Here is a 16,861-nt window from a genome sequence, read left to right as displayed (position 1 = left end):
TGCCTCCTTAAAATGGGCTTTCTAAGGGCTGCAGACCCACGTAAACGGCTTTAACTTGAGTGTAATGCTTGAGTGTCTCGCTACCGTTTTCACGGCCAATGCCCGACAACTTATAGCCACCCACAGGCATTTCGGCTGGTGAGGCACCATAGGCATTGATCCAGCAAATACCCGCCTGTAACTGATGAATGACCCGGTGAGCACGGCTGATATCTTGGGTAAACACCCCAGCGGCCAAGCCCATAGCGGTATTGTTTGCCCGAGCAATCACTTCGGCTTCATCTTTAAAGGTAAGCACGGACATTACAGGGCCAAAGATTTCTTCTTTACAGATGCGCATCTCGTCGGTGCAATCGGTGAAAATCGTCGGGGCAACAAAGTAACCATTAGGGGCATTCTCTGGCGTTAACGTTATGCCTCCCGTGAGCAGAGTTGCGCCGTCATCGATACCTTGCTGAATATAATCGAGCACTTTTTGCTGGTGATCTTTGGAGATCAAGGCGCCAAAGTTAGTCTCTGGCGCCATAGGATCGCCCACCACAATATTGGTTTGAGTACGCATAAGCAGTTTTTCGATAAAGCGTGGATAAACTGACTCATGGACAAACACCCGCGTCCCATTAGTACAGACTTCACCTTGGGTATAGAAGTTACCGAGCATGGCACCTGAAACGGCATTATCGATATCAGCATCATCAAATACGATAAGCGGTGATTTACCACCGAGTTCCATAGTGACGTCTTTTAATGAACTTGCCGCCGCGGCCATGACTTTCTTGCCTGTACCGACTTCGCCTGTGAAGGACACTTTGGCAATATCCGGATGCCCCGTTAACCAAGCGCCAACCTTGCCATCGCCCATGACGACGTTAAATACGCCATCAGGTAAACCCGCCTCACTTAAGAGTTGCGCTAATTTCAGTGCGCCAAGCGGCGTTTCTTCCGAAGGTTTAAAAATCATCACATTGCCGCTAGCTAAGGCAGGTGCGGCCTTCCAACAGGCGATTTGCAATGGATAATTCCACGCGCCAATGCCAGCACAAATGCCTAAGGGCTCGCGGCGGGTGTAATAAAAATCCCCACCGACTTGCTGCTGCGCGCCTTCAAGCCCTGGGGCAATATGGGCAAAAAATTCGATAGCATCTGCGCCTGTGACCACATCAACCACTGAGGCTTCTTGCCAAGGTTTACCTGTGTCGCACACTTCGATTGCCGCGAGTTCATCATTACGAGCCCGCAATAATGCGACCGCCTTTAACAGAATACGACTGCGTTCGGTGGCACTCATGGCAGACCAAATCACAAAGCCTTTTTTGGCGCTCTCGATGGCCGCTTGCTGAATTTTTTCATCGGCCACTTGCACTCGGTACGCCAATTGCCCAGTGGCAGGATTGACGACGTCGAAGGTTTCGCCGCTATCGTTAGCGAGCAGCTGACCCGCAATAAAGTTGTACTGTACTTCTACTGACATGTTTTGACTCCATGCTGCTTTATCACATTTTGGATAAAGGTTTTGCATAATTTTTCGGTCTGAACAAAATCCTGCTCAGGGGTTTCACTTAAGGCGCTGCGTAACCAAAATCCATCGATCATCGCCGCCGTTTGCTTAGCAGCCATCAGGGCAAACTCTTTGGGCAACACGTGCCGAAAGGAAAAATGTAAGTTGCTGTATAAGCGGCGACTATTAATATTCTGCAAACGGGCTAATAGAGGATCGTGGACGGCCTGTGCCCAAAAACTCAGCCAAGTGTGAGTGACATTTCGTGAGCGCTGTAACTCGGTAAAATTCGCTTCAACTATCATCATTAAGCGCTCTGTTGGCGCCAACACTTGTCCTTGGATTCGATTGAGCAACGCCTGCTTTAACTGCTCGAGCAAGTGGCGCAGCGTCGCTTGGATCAAGCCCTGCTTACCACTGAAATAATGACTGATGATCCCCGACGACATCCCCGCCAACTGACTAATGCTGTTGATGGTCGTGTGCTGCAATCCATGCAAGGCAACCGATGCTAATGTCGCATCGATAAGCTGCTGTCTGCGTATCAATTTCATTGCGGCTTTAGGCATACATACTCAAGGAATAACCACTCTCTCAATACTCTGAACGACGTTAATTGAACGTTCAATTAACAATCATAATAATGATCAGTGATGTAACTATCAACCTAAAATGCCACAGTGACAAAGCTCACAAGTTAGTTATGCAAAAAAGAATTAATGTATAAAAACAAGATAAATGTATAGATCCCTTTGACTTGCGGCCCTACCACAACCACTGCAGCACGCATGAATTAATATTAGATATCAAACTAATTAATTGGAGTTAATGCTACAAATGAGAGTGTTTATGAGGTTTAACCTCTGTTAGATTTAACAATTGAGCCGTCAAACTCTGGATAAAAAGTGGGATAAAAAGTAAACGAAAAATGCACAGGAATGATGCATCACCAGGGGCGCTAACAACGCTAAAAAACCATATCGTACGCCAACACTAATACCCGTCATAAAAGTCCGAAATTTAGTTACCCAGTTCCAACTTTAGTGGGAAATTACCCTCAGATAAGCGCCGAACTCGATCAAGCTCACACTTTCACTACCTCCAAATTGGTAGCTTGATCACCAGAAAAGAACACAACTTAATCTTTACAAGCAAATAGGTGGATTTTATGGCTGCTAAATTTTTTATTCCTTCTGTCAACGTATTAGGCCAAGGCGCAGTGGATGATGCTATCGGTGACATCAAAACCTTAGGCTTTAAACACGCACTCATAGTGACAGATAAACCCTTAGTCAAGATTGGCTTAGTGGGTGAAGTGGCCGAAAAACTCGGTCAAAATGGTATTACCTCCACCATCTATGATGGTGTACAACCTAACCCAACAGTGACCAACGTCGAAGCGGGTTTAGCCCTGTTAAAAGCCAACAAGTGTGACTTTGTGATTTCACTCGGCGGCGGCTCACCCCATGATTGTGCCAAGGGTATCGCCCTTGTTGCCACCAACGGTGGCAGCATCAAAGACTACGAAGGGTTAGATCAATCCGCGAAACCACAGTTGCCGTTAGTGGCCATTAATACGACGGCAGGTACTGCCAGTGAAATGACGCGCTTCTGTATCATTACCGACGAAGCCCGCCACATTAAAATGGCGATTGTCGATAAGCACACCACGCCTTTGCTGTCGGTCAACGACCCTGAGTTAATGCTGAAAAAGCCTGCGAGCCTAACTGCCGCAACAGGTATGGATGCACTGACTCACGCGGTTGAAGCCTATGTGTCTATTGCAGCGAACCCGATCACCGACGCCTGTGCGATCAAGGCTATGGAATTGATTCAAGCTAACTTAGTCAACGCAGTTGAAAACGGTCAAGACATCAACGCCCGTGAACAAATGGCCTACGCCCAGTTCTTAGCAGGTATGGCGTTTAACAATGCCAGCTTAGGTTATGTGCATGCGATGGCGCACCAATTAGGCGGTTTCTACGATCTGCCCCACGGCGTGTGTAACGCTCTGCTGCTGCCCCATGTGCAGGAATACAACGCCCAGGTCGTCCCTGCTCGCTTAAAAGACATTGCCAAGGCTATGGGTGTCGATGTGTCTGCGATGACTGATGAGCAAGGTGCTAGTGCGGCGATAGCGGCAATCAAAAAACTGTCTGTTGCGGTTAAGATCCCAGAAAACCTGACCTTGTTAGGCGTGAAAGCGGAAGATATTCCAACACTTGCGGATAACGCGTTAAAAGATGCATGTGGATTCACCAATCCAAAACAAGCGACCCATGCGGAGATCTGTCAGATCTTCACTAATGCGCTGTAATTGTGCGCAGTAATCGCCATACCTTACCAATCGCAAGTTATCGCACTGTAATCGTGCGCTAACTTGCTGGATAACGACTTATTGTCCTGCTAGTGCGTAAACACGACTTCATCCTCCAATGAATTCGTTTTAGGCTCCAATAGTGCACAGATTATTGCTGCACTATTGGGGCCTTTTTTACACCTGTATCAACAAGATGGTAAGGTAAGTTGCTATCTTAAAAATTAAGTAACAAAAACCAACATAAAACTCAGTGTCTATGCACCTTTGCACTGACAAAACACTCACAAATCTGCATATTCAAGAAGAAAGGATCTGAACCTAAAATATTCATAGCAAAATGATATAAAAAACGTGATCTCTGTGGGTTACAGACTGTTACAGATCCGATAAGATGGCCCCAGTTCGCTTTTTCCCTGCAAAAGATGAAGCCAGCTGAGAGGCCCGTTCTAACGAATGGGCCTCTGTCCATTCTGCCTTCTGCGTTTCCTCTGCAACAACTTATGCTGCCACTTAATCGTATTGCGCCCACCAAAGCCTAATTAACCTATTTACTCCGCTGTTCGCTCTTTTTATCAATAAGACTTACTGACGACCAAGTTGTTGCTTTATTAATCAGTAATTCAGCAAAAGCGAAACTTCACCCAAAACTGAGATCTAGCACAAAGTTATTGGCATAAAACTCATGCTAAATAGAGACATGACAGATTAAGTAAATGGTTAATTTTCATGCAGTAACTATCCTTCTCCGTCAAAAAACATCAAGGCTATATAGACTTAATTAATGATTGACCGAATTCAAAAACGATGCCTATGATGGCAACAATATCCTCGAACAGGTAGGTACGCTATGACTGCAATCACCCATGTATATAACTACACAGTTAGATGTCCACATTACAAAGATCCTGAACATCCCGTTACTTGGTTAAATCATATTGAAATGAACCAGTCCTGTGAGATCGCGTTAAATCGCATCACTAAATGGCACGAGCTTTCTGGGGAAAAAACCTTCGAAACGAATAAATTTGTGGTTCGTAAAGCCGAAAATGAAGATGCTTACTTCTCAATGCAGAGTGACAGACTCAAAAATGACGGCCATGCCTTAGTCACTTTTAAAATCTTTTTAGACGATTGCTGTGACGATGCGGCGCCAGAAGAAATTATGCAGCACCTGATTGAAGACTATCAACAACGCTTAGCCAAACTCGAATAATCTTTGCAGTATTATTTAGCGACCTTAGACGCCAGTGCGCAAAACGCCACTGGCGTTTTTATTTGTCGAGTTCGATAACTCAACCCACGACGTCATTTAATGCTCTTAGTTTCGCTCACTCGGTTGATACTCGAACAGAAACATTGCAACGGCGACTCAGCAGATAATGTCGCCATAGCGTGATTCAGCTCAAGATCTGTTATATTGTCCCGAATGTCATTTAGCACAGTAAAAATGGCAAGGCCCAGTAAATTGAGTTACGAACTTAAATTGAGGATTAGCATCACAATGAATAAAGCGACGCTCATTATTATTCCTTTATTACTCGCTACATCCGCCTGTGCGGATTTAAAGGACGCAGGCCGTGCCATCGGCACAACGACTAAAGAAGTCACCACTGAGATAGGCCACGCGACTCGAGACACGACAAAAGCCATAGGTCATGCTTCACGGGATGCGGTCAAATCGGTAAAAGAAGATTTAACCAAAGACTAATGACAGTGACGCCTAGGCGTCACTGCTCATTTTAAGCATCTTATACATTTAAGCATCACGCATTTTAAGCGCCACGCCCCTTAAGCCGCATTCGCCCGAATACCATGGGGCACTGGCAATCCTTGGGCATTGACATGCACAAACACCATCTTATCTATACTCACCACTGGCGCCTGCGTCATCTTATTGCGTACTTGACAACTCACGGTAATAGAACTGTGGCCAAGACTCACCAGCTCCAGACCAAACTCGATCACATCCCCTTGATGCGCTGGCGTCATAAAGTTGATTTCAGAAATCAGCTTAGTCACATGGCTCGTGCTCTTCATCTGACAGGCAGCAAAAATGGCGGCCTCCTCATCTATCCAACTGAGCAACTGACCGCCAAACAGGGTATTTGCTGGATTTAAATGTTCAGGTTTAACTAAACGGCGACTGTAATATTTCATGGCGGTGACCTCAATGTGAATGCCAATAATCAGCTTTAATGCACTGTAACTTCCCGTAATATTCAGAGCATTATTCAGGCCACATTTGATAGCTATTAAATAACAATGAGATAGCAATAAGATGCTGTAAAATAATCCGATTATTGCACCAAGTCGCATCAGAGTTGCACCATATTAATCAGCACAATAGTGAACCAATAAGCAAAAAAATAGCGACTCATAGAGTCGCCAAGCTAAGGCAAGCAAAAACTTACTGGGTAGGAAGTTAAGTCACAAGGTTTGACTTAAAAACCCGCACAGCACATGTAGGAGAACTGTACGGGGACAACAGCTGCAACGCAGCTAAACACAGGCTTACGGGTAACACTCTTTCATACTCAACTCGAGATTTAAGCTGCAAGCTCGGTAACTCATCACAGTCCGCCCTTGCCCTCTATTTCGAGTTTTTAACCACGCCTCACCACAAACATCAGCATAAGGCGTGCTAAGGATTGATCCACAATCACAATGGATCATCCTAAGCGCTGCTTACTGCTTAAAACTGCTCTTCTTCGGTAGACCCAGTCAGTGCAGTCACTGAAGAATGGCCACCTTGAATAACCGTAGTCACTTGGTCGAAATAACCTGTGCCCACTTCCTGTTGATGCGCCACGAAGGTGTAACCTTTTTTCGCTGCAGCAAACTCAACTTCTTGAACTTTTTCAACATAATGCTTCATACCTTCGCCACGAGCATAGTCGTAAGCGAGGTCGAACATGTTGTACCACATGTTGTGGATGCCGGCTAAAGTGATGAACTGGTACTTGTAGCCCATGTCTGACAATGCTTGTTGGAAGCGCGCGATAGTGGCGTCGTCCAGATTTTTCTTCCAGTTGAACGAAGGCGAACAGTTATAAGCAAGCAGTTGATCTGGGTATTGGGCATGAATCGCTTCAGCAAAAATACGCGCTTCTTCAAGATCCGGTTTAGCGGTTTCACACCAAATCAAATCCGCATACGGAGCATAAGCCAGACCACGAGAAATTGCTTGGTCAAGACCGGCTTTAACACGGTAGAAACCTTCATTGGTGCGCTCGCCAGTCACGAAATCACGATCGTATGGGTCGCAATCTGAAGTTAACAAATCGGCCGCGTTAGCATCGGTACGGGCGATAACCAGTGTATCGACACCGCTCACGTCCGCTGCTAAACGTGCAGCAACCAGCTTTTGTACCGCTTCTTGGGTTGGCACTAATACTTTGCCGCCCATGTGACCACATTTCTTCACTGAAGCTAACTGATCTTCAAAGTGAACACCGGCAGCGCCTGCGTCGATCATCGACTTCATCAGTTCGAAGGCATTTAATACGCCGCCAAAACCCGCTTCTGCGTCAGCAATAATTGGCAGAAAGTAATCAACAAATTTTTCATCTTCTGGATTAACACCATTGCCCCACTGAATTTGGTCAGCACGACGGAATGAATTATTGATGCGTGACACCACAGCTGGCACTGAGTTGGCTGGGTATAAAGATTGATCTGGGTACATAGTGCCGGCTAAGTTAGCATCGGCTGCCACTTGCCAACCTGAAAGGTAAATCGCTTCAATACCCGCTTTCGCCTGTTGTACCGCTTGCCCCCCCGTTAACGCACCCAGTGAATTCACGTAGCCTTTTTTAGCGCCACCGTTAACCAATTCCCATAACTTCGCAGCACCGCGCTTAGCGATAGTATTCTCAGGCACGATTGAACCGCGAAGCGCAACCACTTCTTCTGCGGTATAAGGACGACGCACGTGTTTCCAACGTGGGTTTTCTGCCCAATCTCTCTTGATTGCATCAATCTGTTCTTGACGTGAAGTCTGAGTCGTTGCCTTAGTCATAGTGTCGCTCCTTTATCTTTGATGTTGTAGCTATCATGAAACTGCCCCCCAGTTTCACTCTGCTAAATTGTTTGGTTGACGGTAGCCCCGCCACAGCTAAATCTGGTTTACCTAAAACGGTTCAAGCAAATGAGTTCATTCTAAGCTGTCAGGATTTCGTAACCGGGTAAGGTTAAGAAATCGACCAGCTCGTCGGAGGTGGTAATGTCTTCGAGCAATACCGCCGCTTGGGTGAATTTGCCATGGGTGAATCTGTCACTACCCACTTCTTTTTTCACGTTCGACAGCTCTTCAACCAACATGTCTTTAAAGAGTTGTTTGGTCACTAATTTTCCGTTTGACAGCGACTTACCGTGTTGGATCCATTGCCAAATTGATGCTCTAGAGATCTCAGCCGTAGCCGCATCTTCCATTAAGCCGTAAATAGGTACACAACCATTGCCACTGATCCACGCCTCTAAATACTGCAGGGCGATACGAATGTTCAGACGCATCCCTTGTTCAGTGCGCTCACCATCGCAGGTTTTAAGTAACTCACTAGCCAGAATTGGCGCGTCGACATCACGGGTAATATGTAATTGATTACAGTGATCTTGGCCTATGTATTCGTTGAAAATCCCCATAGCGGTGTCGGCAAGGCCAGGGTGCGCTACCCAAGTGCCATCGTGACCGTTACGCGCCTCAAGCTCTTTATCTCGACGAACTCGCTGTAATACCGCTTCGTTCTGAGCAGGATCTTTAGCAGGAATAAAGGCTGCCATGCCGCCCATCGCTAAGGCACCGCGTTTGTGGCAGGTCTTAATCAAGAGTCTTGAATAAGCGCTTAAGAAAGGCGTATCCATAGTGACGGCTTGGCGATCCGGTAAGACTCGGTCGCTATGACGTTTTAATGTTTTAATATAGCTGAAGATGTAATCCCAACGACCACAGTTCAGTGCGACGATATTGGAACGTAGTTCATAGAGAATTTCGTCCATTTCGAAAACGGCAGGCAAAGTCTCAATCAAGCAAGTACATTTAATCGTGCCCGCTTGCAGACAAAACCTTTCCTCAACAAAAGCAAATACTTTTGCCCACCAGCGCGCTTCAACATGACTTTCTAACTTAGGAATATAGAAGTATGGACCACTGCCCTTGGCCAAAAGTTGGCGATAGTTGTGGTAGAAATACAGTGCGAAATCAAACAGTGAGCCTGGAATCGCTTTGCCGTTAAACTGCACGTGTTTTTCTTTAAGGTGCAGACCACGAACGCGGCAAATAAGCACTGCCGGATTTGGTCCTAATTTGTAGTGCTTACCTGTGTCCGGTGCTGTGTACTCAATATCACCACGCACGGCATCACGTAGATTGATTTGACCTTCGACGACTTTTTCCCAGCTCGGTGCTAAGGAATCTTCAAAGTCAGCCATAAACACTTTGGCGTTGGCGTTGAGTGCGTTAATCACCATTTTACGTTCAACGGGACCTGTGATTTCCACGCGGCGGTCAAGCAAGTCATCGGGAATACCGCGAATCTGCCATGCACCATCACGGATAGCGCGGGTTTCAGGCAGAAAGTCTGGTAATGATCCTTTATCGATACGCGCTTGCTTATCTTTACGTTTAGCGAGTAAAGCGGGTACTTCGTCGGCAAATTCACGACAAAGGGATTCGAGTAAGGCGACAGCCCCTTCGGTAAATATGACTTCTTGGCCTGGAATGTCACGACCCACAATATTAAGCGTGGCGTTTGCTGTAGCTTTACCCAGTGTCGAATTCAATTGCTGTTCACTCAAAGTGTGTTCCGTCATCTTGATGCCCTCCCAAGAGGCTCCACTATCACAGGCTTAACGCTGACATATAAAGCAGTAGCATCCCCAATCACCACTGCTTATAAACTCACCAAAAAACCATCAAATGTTTGTTTCAAACTAAAACTTACCGACAAACGTTTGTATTTGCAACAGTCCAAGATTGACAAAAACATGCATTAACCTAAGTAAAAGCCATGCTAAAATTGGTCTGACCAAGCAATAAAATAAACAACAAACAACTGATAAATATACAATTAAACATTTTAATCACATATGGCAATTGCAGTTAAATGAAACTTGTCAGACAACTTTACCAATCAATACGCAAAGTAATTAATTACGTAATTAAATAACTAATAGTAAATTTATTATTACATCATTTTTACTCTATTAGACCTAAGTAGAAAATGCTCAATGTTTTGAACTAACCTAGAGGTAAGTCAGATAAATTCATATAAATCATAATGATAAAGACTGTTGCTATTGCCACAAATTAAAACGACCGTTTCACTTTGACGTTTACGTAAACGAAATAAGTGTCGTGTGCGATTCAAACTAAGTGCCAGGTTGCGTTTCCCGATCAACAAGGTGGGATGTGATGGTTAACTCAAAAAATAAATCACTTTTTTATAAAAAAAATGAAACAAATTTGACATTACAGCGGGATGGAGCTTAGACGCGACTTTTTATGAAGCTTTTCTCCTGCGAGAACCCATATCTTACTTCCTCAAATACATGCCTTTTCGTAACACTTATTCGCAGCACTGCACATTTCAACCACGACATCTGAAACATATGTTGCCAACTTAAATACAAATCATTACTATTCGCGACCTATTTATTTGGGGGAACCATTAATGAAATCATTTCGTTTGTCACTAACTGCACTCGCCTGCCTTTCCGTTTTATCGCAAACTGCATCCGCCGAAGCTAACTCGGTATCAGCAAATACTGAAGCCAACGTTGAGCGCATCACGGTTTATGGCAGACAAAACTCAGTGGTGAAAAATTCAGGGCTAGCGACTAAATCCGACATGTCTCTCATGGAAACACCCGCTGCAGTTGTAATTGTTGACCAAGAACTGATCGAAACCCAAGGTACAGATAATCTGCAAGACTTGATCCGTAACATCAGTGGTGTGACTCAAGCGGGTAATAACTATGGCATCGGTGACAACATAGTCATCCGTGGTTTAGGCGCAAATTACACCTATGACGGTATGTATGGCGGTGCTGGCCTTGGTAACACTTTCAACCCCACGCGCTCTTTAACCAACGTTGAATCCGTAGAAGTATTAAAAGGCCCAGCGACTGGACTCTATGGCATGGGGAGTGCTGGCGGCGTCATCAATTTAATTGAGAAAAAACCGCAATTCGAGTCAAAAAACAAATTTACCGCCGAAGTTGGGCAATGGGATACCTACTCCCTTGCTCTGGATAGCACGGGCGGCCTGAGTGATGATGTCGCCTACCGTTTAGTGGCCAAATCTGGCCGCAGTGATGGGTATCGCGATATAGGTACAGACAGAGACGAAATCTATGGCGCCTTAAAATGGGTATTAAGTGATAGCCAAGATGTAATGCTTTCAGGTGCTTACATCAAAGATGCTATTGCCGTTGACTCTATTGGCCACCCGATTCGAATTTACAATGCCGATTCAGTCGGCGGTAAGAGCGCGGGAGAGGTCACTTGGCAGGATTTGATCAACGATCCAAGTGGTAAAGGTCTACAACTGACCGATGCACAGCGTCAGCAGTTAGCGGCCTCGTTGTCGGGTGCTGACGGCTTAAGGCCCTATTCGTTTGGTGATGCAGGGCTGATTTCACCCATGGCGAAGGACAATGAAGGCGAAGAGTTAAGATTTAAACTAACCCATAATATTTACTTCAACGATAATCTGTTTGTTAATCAGCAATTACAGTATCGCGACTACACTTCAGGCTTCGCCCGCCAAACAGGTGCTTATAACTACGTCTACTGGAAACAAGGCAAAAACCCGATCAACACAGATCCCCGCGCGCCTTTAGTTGAAAACGGCGTACTTTATCCTTTTGCTGCAAGACGTCAGGAATACCGTAAAGTGGATGCCGACGAGACTTCGTGGCAGTACTTTGCCGATTTACGTTATGACTTCCAAATTGGCAATATAGACAATGAATTATTGGTCAATGCCAACTATGAAGACCGTAATATTCGCTTCCAGCAATATTCTATCTACGATGCGGATCAAATCTTTAAAAACAAAGATGGCAAAATCATTTACCAAGGATCTCTGCCTTATATATACGACATCCGCAATCCTAATTGGGGCACAGGTAAATTCGAGGACTATGACCCACTCAAAACCGCTAACTATGACAAAAAAGTCAGCGCTTGGGGCGTAGGCTTACAACATGTCAGTTATCTGCCATACGGCTTTACCACGCGTATTGGTGTTGCCTTTAATGAGATTAAACAAGCCTATGAGCACTTTGGTGTTGATCCACGCTATAGCACTAGCCAATCCCAAGCGACACCAGAAGCCGATACCACAGATAACGGTATGACCTATAACCTAGGGTTAACCTACATGCCGATTGAGGATTTATCATTTTTCATCAACCATTCTAAAGGGCGCACCGCTTACAGTGTACTTGATGCAGTAAAAGATAATGCTACCGACCGAGATGATTCAGAATCGATTAGTAATGATTTAGGCATGCGCTTTAAAGCATTTGAGGATCAATTACTTGGCTCACTGGTATTCTTTAAAAGCTCGCGTACTAATGTCGCCTATAACAACCCTGATTATACCAATGGCATATTAACCCCTAATATTCCCGTGTATTTTTACGATGGCAGCGAAGATACTCAGGGGGTCGAACTCGATCTCAATGCCCACCTGAATGATCAATGGCGCGTTAACCTTAATGGCATGTACCAAGATGCAAGGGATAAGCAAAACCCGAATGACGTCGCAAATTACGACAGCCGTCAAAAAGGTGTGCCTTATGTCACCGCCAGTGCTTGGGTTACCTATGGCGCGGATTGGTTTAGATTATCAAGCCCAATCGAGCTGAGCCTTGGTGCAAAATTTGTCGATGATCGCAGTACGCACTCAAGCTCATTTGGTATTCCAGACGGTTACGTGCCTAGCTATACCGTCGTTGACTCGGCGGTGAGCTACAACGCGGATTCTTGGAAAATCCAGCTGAACATCAATAACCTTTTCAATAAAGACTATTACAGTAAAGCCATGTTCCTCGGTGGTATGCCGGGTGAAGAACGCAACGTCAAACTGCAATACAGCTATAGCTTTTAACACTTAAACATCAGCGTTAAATTTGATGTTGTAAACCAATAAAAAAGAGAGCATTTATGCTCTCTTTTTTATATCCAAATCAGAGTGACAACATTAACTCACATTCTCCCTATCGCCACGCATGAGGGATTCCAACTCTGCCTTACCCTTATTCGATAGATTGATTAACGTCGCTAAATCATTTTGATGGGCTGCGCTAGCAATCACGAGTTTCTTATCATGTTCAGCAAATATTTTTACCCGCTCGTTGGCTTGTACCTGCGATAAACCTAGGCCTTGGAGAATCTTCTCACTGGCCGATAGCGCCGAACCAAAGGTCTCACGAAACACATCCGTCACCCCAAGGCTCATCAAACGATAAGCATGGTTACGGTCCCTCGCCCGCGCGACTATGTTGATATGGGGAAAATGCGTTTTCACTTGCTGAGCAATTTCAATGGAATCCTCAACACTATCCACGGCAAGCAATAGTAATCTAGACCGAGCAATCCCCGCCGACATCAACATGTCTAAGCGTCTGGCATCACCAAAATAGACCTCACCGCCATATTTGCGAATCACATCCACATGACTCGCATCCTTATCCAATGCGACAAAAGGGATACCTGATGAGGCCAAAATACGCCCCGTGATCTGGCCTACTCGACCAAATCCAGCAATCACCACTTCAGATTCGGTGACATTAATCGTATCTGGCAGACGAGTATCCACCACTTTGGCTTTAGTTGCTCGGAACAAAGTAAACAATAGAGGTGTTACTGCCATAGACAAACCAATAGCAAGCACAAGGACTTGCGCAATTTTATCGCCGACAATACCAGATAGCTGCGCCTGAGATAAAAGCACAAAGGCAAATTCGCCCCCTTCAGCAAGGATCAACCCTAGTGCAATACTCGGCCGCCATTTGTGGTGCCTAATGCGACCCAACACCATAAGCACAAAGGTTTTAATCAGCAACATAGCCATTAAAATTCCCAGAATAAGTAACGGATCAGATATCAATAATCTCAAATCCATACTCATACCGACAGCCATGAAAAACAGCCCAAGCAATAAGCCTTTAAAAGGTTCTATGTCAGTTTCGAGCTGGTGCCGATAACTTGAGTTAGCGAGCATAATACCCGCCAAAAATGCCCCCATGCCCGCAGAAAGTCCCAACCACTCCATTAACTCAGCGCTACCCATGACCAGCAATAATGCAAAAGCGGTGAGCACTTCACGCACCCCACTGCTTGCCACTAGTTTAAGGAATTTAGGCAATAAATATTTCCCCACTAACACAAAACCAACGAGCGCAAGACACGTCCAGTACCAAGGCACCGCATGATGTTCAATCTGAGCAGAATTGGGCGCCAAATATGCTGTCAGCAGCAACATAGGGATAACCGCAAGATCTTGCATTAACAAGACCCCAAAAGCATCACGTCCAAGTGGGGTTGTGAGCAACCTATGCTCACTCATTAACTGCACGGCAAAGGCTGTCGATGATAAAGATAGCGCGGCACCAACCACTAAAGCCGCCTCAATAGACAAGCCAAAGCCCCAAGCCAAACCTCCAATCGCAGCCCATGACAACAACAGCTGACCACTACCTAAACCAAAGATAGCACTGCGAAGTTCCCATAATTTACTTGGATTCAATTCGAGTCCAAGTACAAACAGCATAAGTACCACACCTAACTCGGCAAAATGCAACACAGAAGCAGGATCAGAAACCAACGCCATGCCACCTGGGCCTAAAATAATCCCTGCGGCCAAATAGGAAAGAATAGGACCCGCTCCAAAACGTTTACCCAAAGGAACAAAAATAACCGCCGCCAATAAAAATAGCAGCACCGACGTGAGTAAACTCGACTGTTCCATGAAGGCTCCAACGGAAAAAGGAATGCGCATTGTTCTATGTAAGGACCCAGCAATAGCTAGGCAATTATCAGCTATGATATCCCATTTATTTATTAACAAGGTCAAGGCAATTCATTAAAAATGAGAAATTTTTGATACGAAAAACACTTAAGCGTGGGGGAAATCAACTGGAGCAACAAAGCAGAGTAAAAGAGCGCTTAGAGACACCTTAGACTGTTATTGCATTTTAGTGAGTGGCTGCAAAATAAAAAACGAGCAATAAACTAAGGAAGGATAAAACCAGTAAGGGCCTACCAACTCTGGATGAGACTAAATGCTCACTCAACTTACATTACACAGAGGGCGATGCAATATGACGCCGTAAATCAGTCGCCTGCTTGTCACATTTTAATATGTCAGAATAGCGTACTACGGTGTTGCGGCCATTGGCCTTAGCGGCATAGAGCGCCATGTCGGCTCGGTGAAATAATGGATCCAAACTCAGATCATCAGCCATTAAACCGCTCACGCCAAAACTCGCCGTTATGACGAACTTATGCCCTGAATGTTGGGTATCAATGGCCTCGATACGAGCTCGACATTGCTCCGCCACTTCCATGCCTTTCTCTTCATCAGCATAGGGTAATAAAATTGCAAACTCCTCACCGCCGATACGAGCAAAAACATCACCATTTCGGATATGGGATTTAAGGGAGTCAACCACCTTTTTAAGCGCCCAATCGCCAGTTCCATGACCAAAAGAATCGTTGATACGTTTGAAGAAATCTAAATCGAATAAAATGACACAGAAATCCCCGCTACGAGCCATGGCTTGCACAAAAAGGTTTTCTCCCAACTCTTGCCCTGCACCACGATTCAATATGCCTGTTAAGGCATCCATTCTCGCCATACGCATAAACTTACGTTTCTGCATCTGACCTACGGCTAACAAAATCCCAAGGAAGAACAGCCCACCCACTAGAATAGTGATAAACATCAGCATATTGGTGTATTCCCGCTCTTTTACCATTTGCTGAGCGATGTAAAGTTCACGCTCTTTATTGAGTAAATTGATTTCACGCGACTGTTCATCAGCATTAAACTTAGCCGCCTGATAAGCGAGGGTTTTCATTCTAGATTGGTCAAAAATCAATTGATTATAATATTGTTCTTTTCTTGTATATTCATAGGCTTGCTCAAATTGTTTATCCGCCGCCATCAGTTCGGCAAATACCTTATATGCAATATGCTTATGTTCGATGTAGCTATTATCATCGGGGAATGAAAGCACTTTAACGGCGTGACTTTTCGCTTGAACCTGCTCACCCATGGCAAAGTAATTCTCGGCAAGTAGTGCATGTACATGGCTAATTTCTAACTGAAATTGAAAAGCTTCATACCCTTTTAAGGCTAATAGCAGAATCGCTCTCGCGCCTAAAAAGTCGCCCCGCTCCTGCAAAACCATAGCTTTGCCCTTCATCGACATAGTCGCCAGAAGGGGGAATTGCTTCGCATCACAGTATTGACGGCTATCTTCGAAGGCATCGAAGGCGTCGGGATTTTTCACGCCGAGTAAATAAATAGCGCGCAACAATTTGGCATGACAAATATCGCGGACATCGGTTTCCTTTGCGAGTTGTAGCACTTTATTGGCATAAAGGCCCATATCGCTATAAGCATCCATTTCGGAATAAATATTGGCAATTCTTAAATATGAGTGCCGTTTAATCGTGACATCATCAATATTCACCACTAGGGCTAATGCTTGAGCGACTGCAGCCAAGGCTTTGTCATAGTCACGCAGACCTATATATACAGTGGCTTTGTAACTATAAACTGACGCCAATAAATCAGTATTTGTCACTAAGGTTTCGGCTTGGTGAAGATCATCTAACGCTTTAGTATATTCACCAGTGAAAAAATAACCTATCGCTCTATCTATCCTCAGTCGTCCTTGTTGTATTGTAGTTAAACGACTGAATTCTTTCTCATATTCGGCAAGCTTTTTCTGCGCAGCACTAAGATCAGATTGCAGTAATACATCAAGCTCATTGAGTGCCTGATCAAAATCGAGAGAGTTAGCCATCA

General features: G+C 45.0%; 11 protein-coding genes. 4 read left to right on the top strand and 7 right to left on the bottom strand.

Translation table 11 applies throughout. The features are described 5' to 3' along the window. Positions 1-7: 7 nt before the first annotated feature. Both betB and betI read right to left on the bottom strand, forming a co-directional pair. Positions 8-1,471 carry a betaine-aldehyde dehydrogenase gene (gene betB, locus L5M71_RS01640; protein ID WP_263206072.1) on the bottom strand — a complete coding sequence of 488 codons (1,464 nt, stop codon included), beginning with the start codon at positions 1,469-1,471 and terminating at the stop codon, positions 8-10. Beyond that, positions 1,462-2,067, bottom strand: a complete 606-nt coding sequence (gene betI / locus L5M71_RS01635; protein WP_263206070.1) for a transcriptional regulator BetI — start codon at positions 2,065-2,067, stop codon at positions 1,462-1,464. Before betI ends, betB begins: the two co-directional genes overlap by 10 nt. Before the next feature lie 599 nt (positions 2,068-2,666). Here betI and yiaY point away from each other — a divergent pair. The 3 genes from yiaY (at position 2,667) to L5M71_RS01620 (ending at position 5,526) form a co-directional block, all read left to right on the top strand. Then, a complete protein-coding gene (yiaY, locus tag L5M71_RS01630; protein WP_028760717.1) occupies positions 2,667-3,815 on the top strand; it encodes an L-threonine dehydrogenase in 1,149 nt (382 codons plus the stop codon). An 850-nt stretch (positions 3,816-4,665) separates the two neighbouring features. Beyond that, entirely contained in the window at positions 4,666-5,031 is a 366-nt protein-coding gene (locus L5M71_RS01625) for a hypothetical protein (RefSeq protein WP_028760718.1), read from the top strand. Between the two features lie 288 nt (positions 5,032-5,319). Continuing rightward, on the top strand, positions 5,320-5,526 hold the full coding sequence (locus tag L5M71_RS01620) for a hypothetical protein (RefSeq protein ID WP_028760719.1): 207 nt from the start codon (positions 5,320-5,322) through the stop codon (positions 5,524-5,526). An 80-nt stretch (positions 5,527-5,606) separates the two neighbouring features. On the opposite strand, the gene L5M71_RS01615 is transcribed toward L5M71_RS01620, so the two are convergent. The 3 genes from L5M71_RS01615 to aceB form a co-directional block, all read right to left on the bottom strand. Beyond that, positions 5,607-5,975: an acyl-CoA thioesterase gene (locus L5M71_RS01615; protein WP_006080843.1), complete on the bottom strand. Its 369-nt coding sequence runs from the start codon at positions 5,973-5,975 to the stop codon at positions 5,607-5,609. A gap of 535 nt (positions 5,976-6,510) precedes the next feature. Further along, entirely contained in the window at positions 6,511-7,836 is a 1,326-nt protein-coding gene (aceA, locus tag L5M71_RS01610) for an isocitrate lyase (RefSeq protein WP_198572101.1), read from the bottom strand. A 140-nt stretch (positions 7,837-7,976) separates the two neighbouring features. Continuing rightward, positions 7,977-9,626: a malate synthase A gene (gene aceB / locus L5M71_RS01605; protein WP_263206068.1), complete on the bottom strand. Its 1,650-nt coding sequence runs from the start codon at positions 9,624-9,626 to the stop codon at positions 7,977-7,979. 860 nt (positions 9,627-10,486) lie between these two features. Between aceB and L5M71_RS01600 the strand changes: the two genes are divergently transcribed. Then, on the top strand, positions 10,487-12,931 hold the full coding sequence (locus L5M71_RS01600) for a TonB-dependent receptor (protein WP_263206066.1): 2,445 nt from the start codon (positions 10,487-10,489) through the stop codon (positions 12,929-12,931). Positions 12,932-13,024: 93 nt separating this feature from the next. Here L5M71_RS01600 and L5M71_RS01595 read toward each other — a convergent pair whose 3' ends face one another. Both L5M71_RS01595 and L5M71_RS01590 read right to left on the bottom strand, forming a co-directional pair. Further along, the gene (locus L5M71_RS01595) at positions 13,025-14,794 is read right to left on the bottom strand and encodes a monovalent cation:proton antiporter-2 (CPA2) family protein (RefSeq protein ID WP_263206063.1); all 1,770 of its coding nucleotides are present in this window, start codon (positions 14,792-14,794) and stop codon (positions 13,025-13,027) included. 331 nt (positions 14,795-15,125) lie between these two features. Beyond that, a complete protein-coding gene (locus L5M71_RS01590; RefSeq protein WP_263206151.1) occupies positions 15,126-16,859 on the bottom strand; it encodes a GGDEF domain-containing protein in 1,734 nt (577 codons plus the stop codon). Between the last annotated feature and the right edge of the window lie 2 nt (positions 16,860-16,861).

The organism is Shewanella sp. SW1, from assembly GCF_025653545.1.
In the GTDB taxonomy this organism is placed as follows: domain Bacteria; phylum Pseudomonadota; class Gammaproteobacteria; order Enterobacterales; family Shewanellaceae; genus Shewanella; species Shewanella oncorhynchi.
This window is presented reverse-complemented; position numbering and strand designations above follow the sequence as displayed.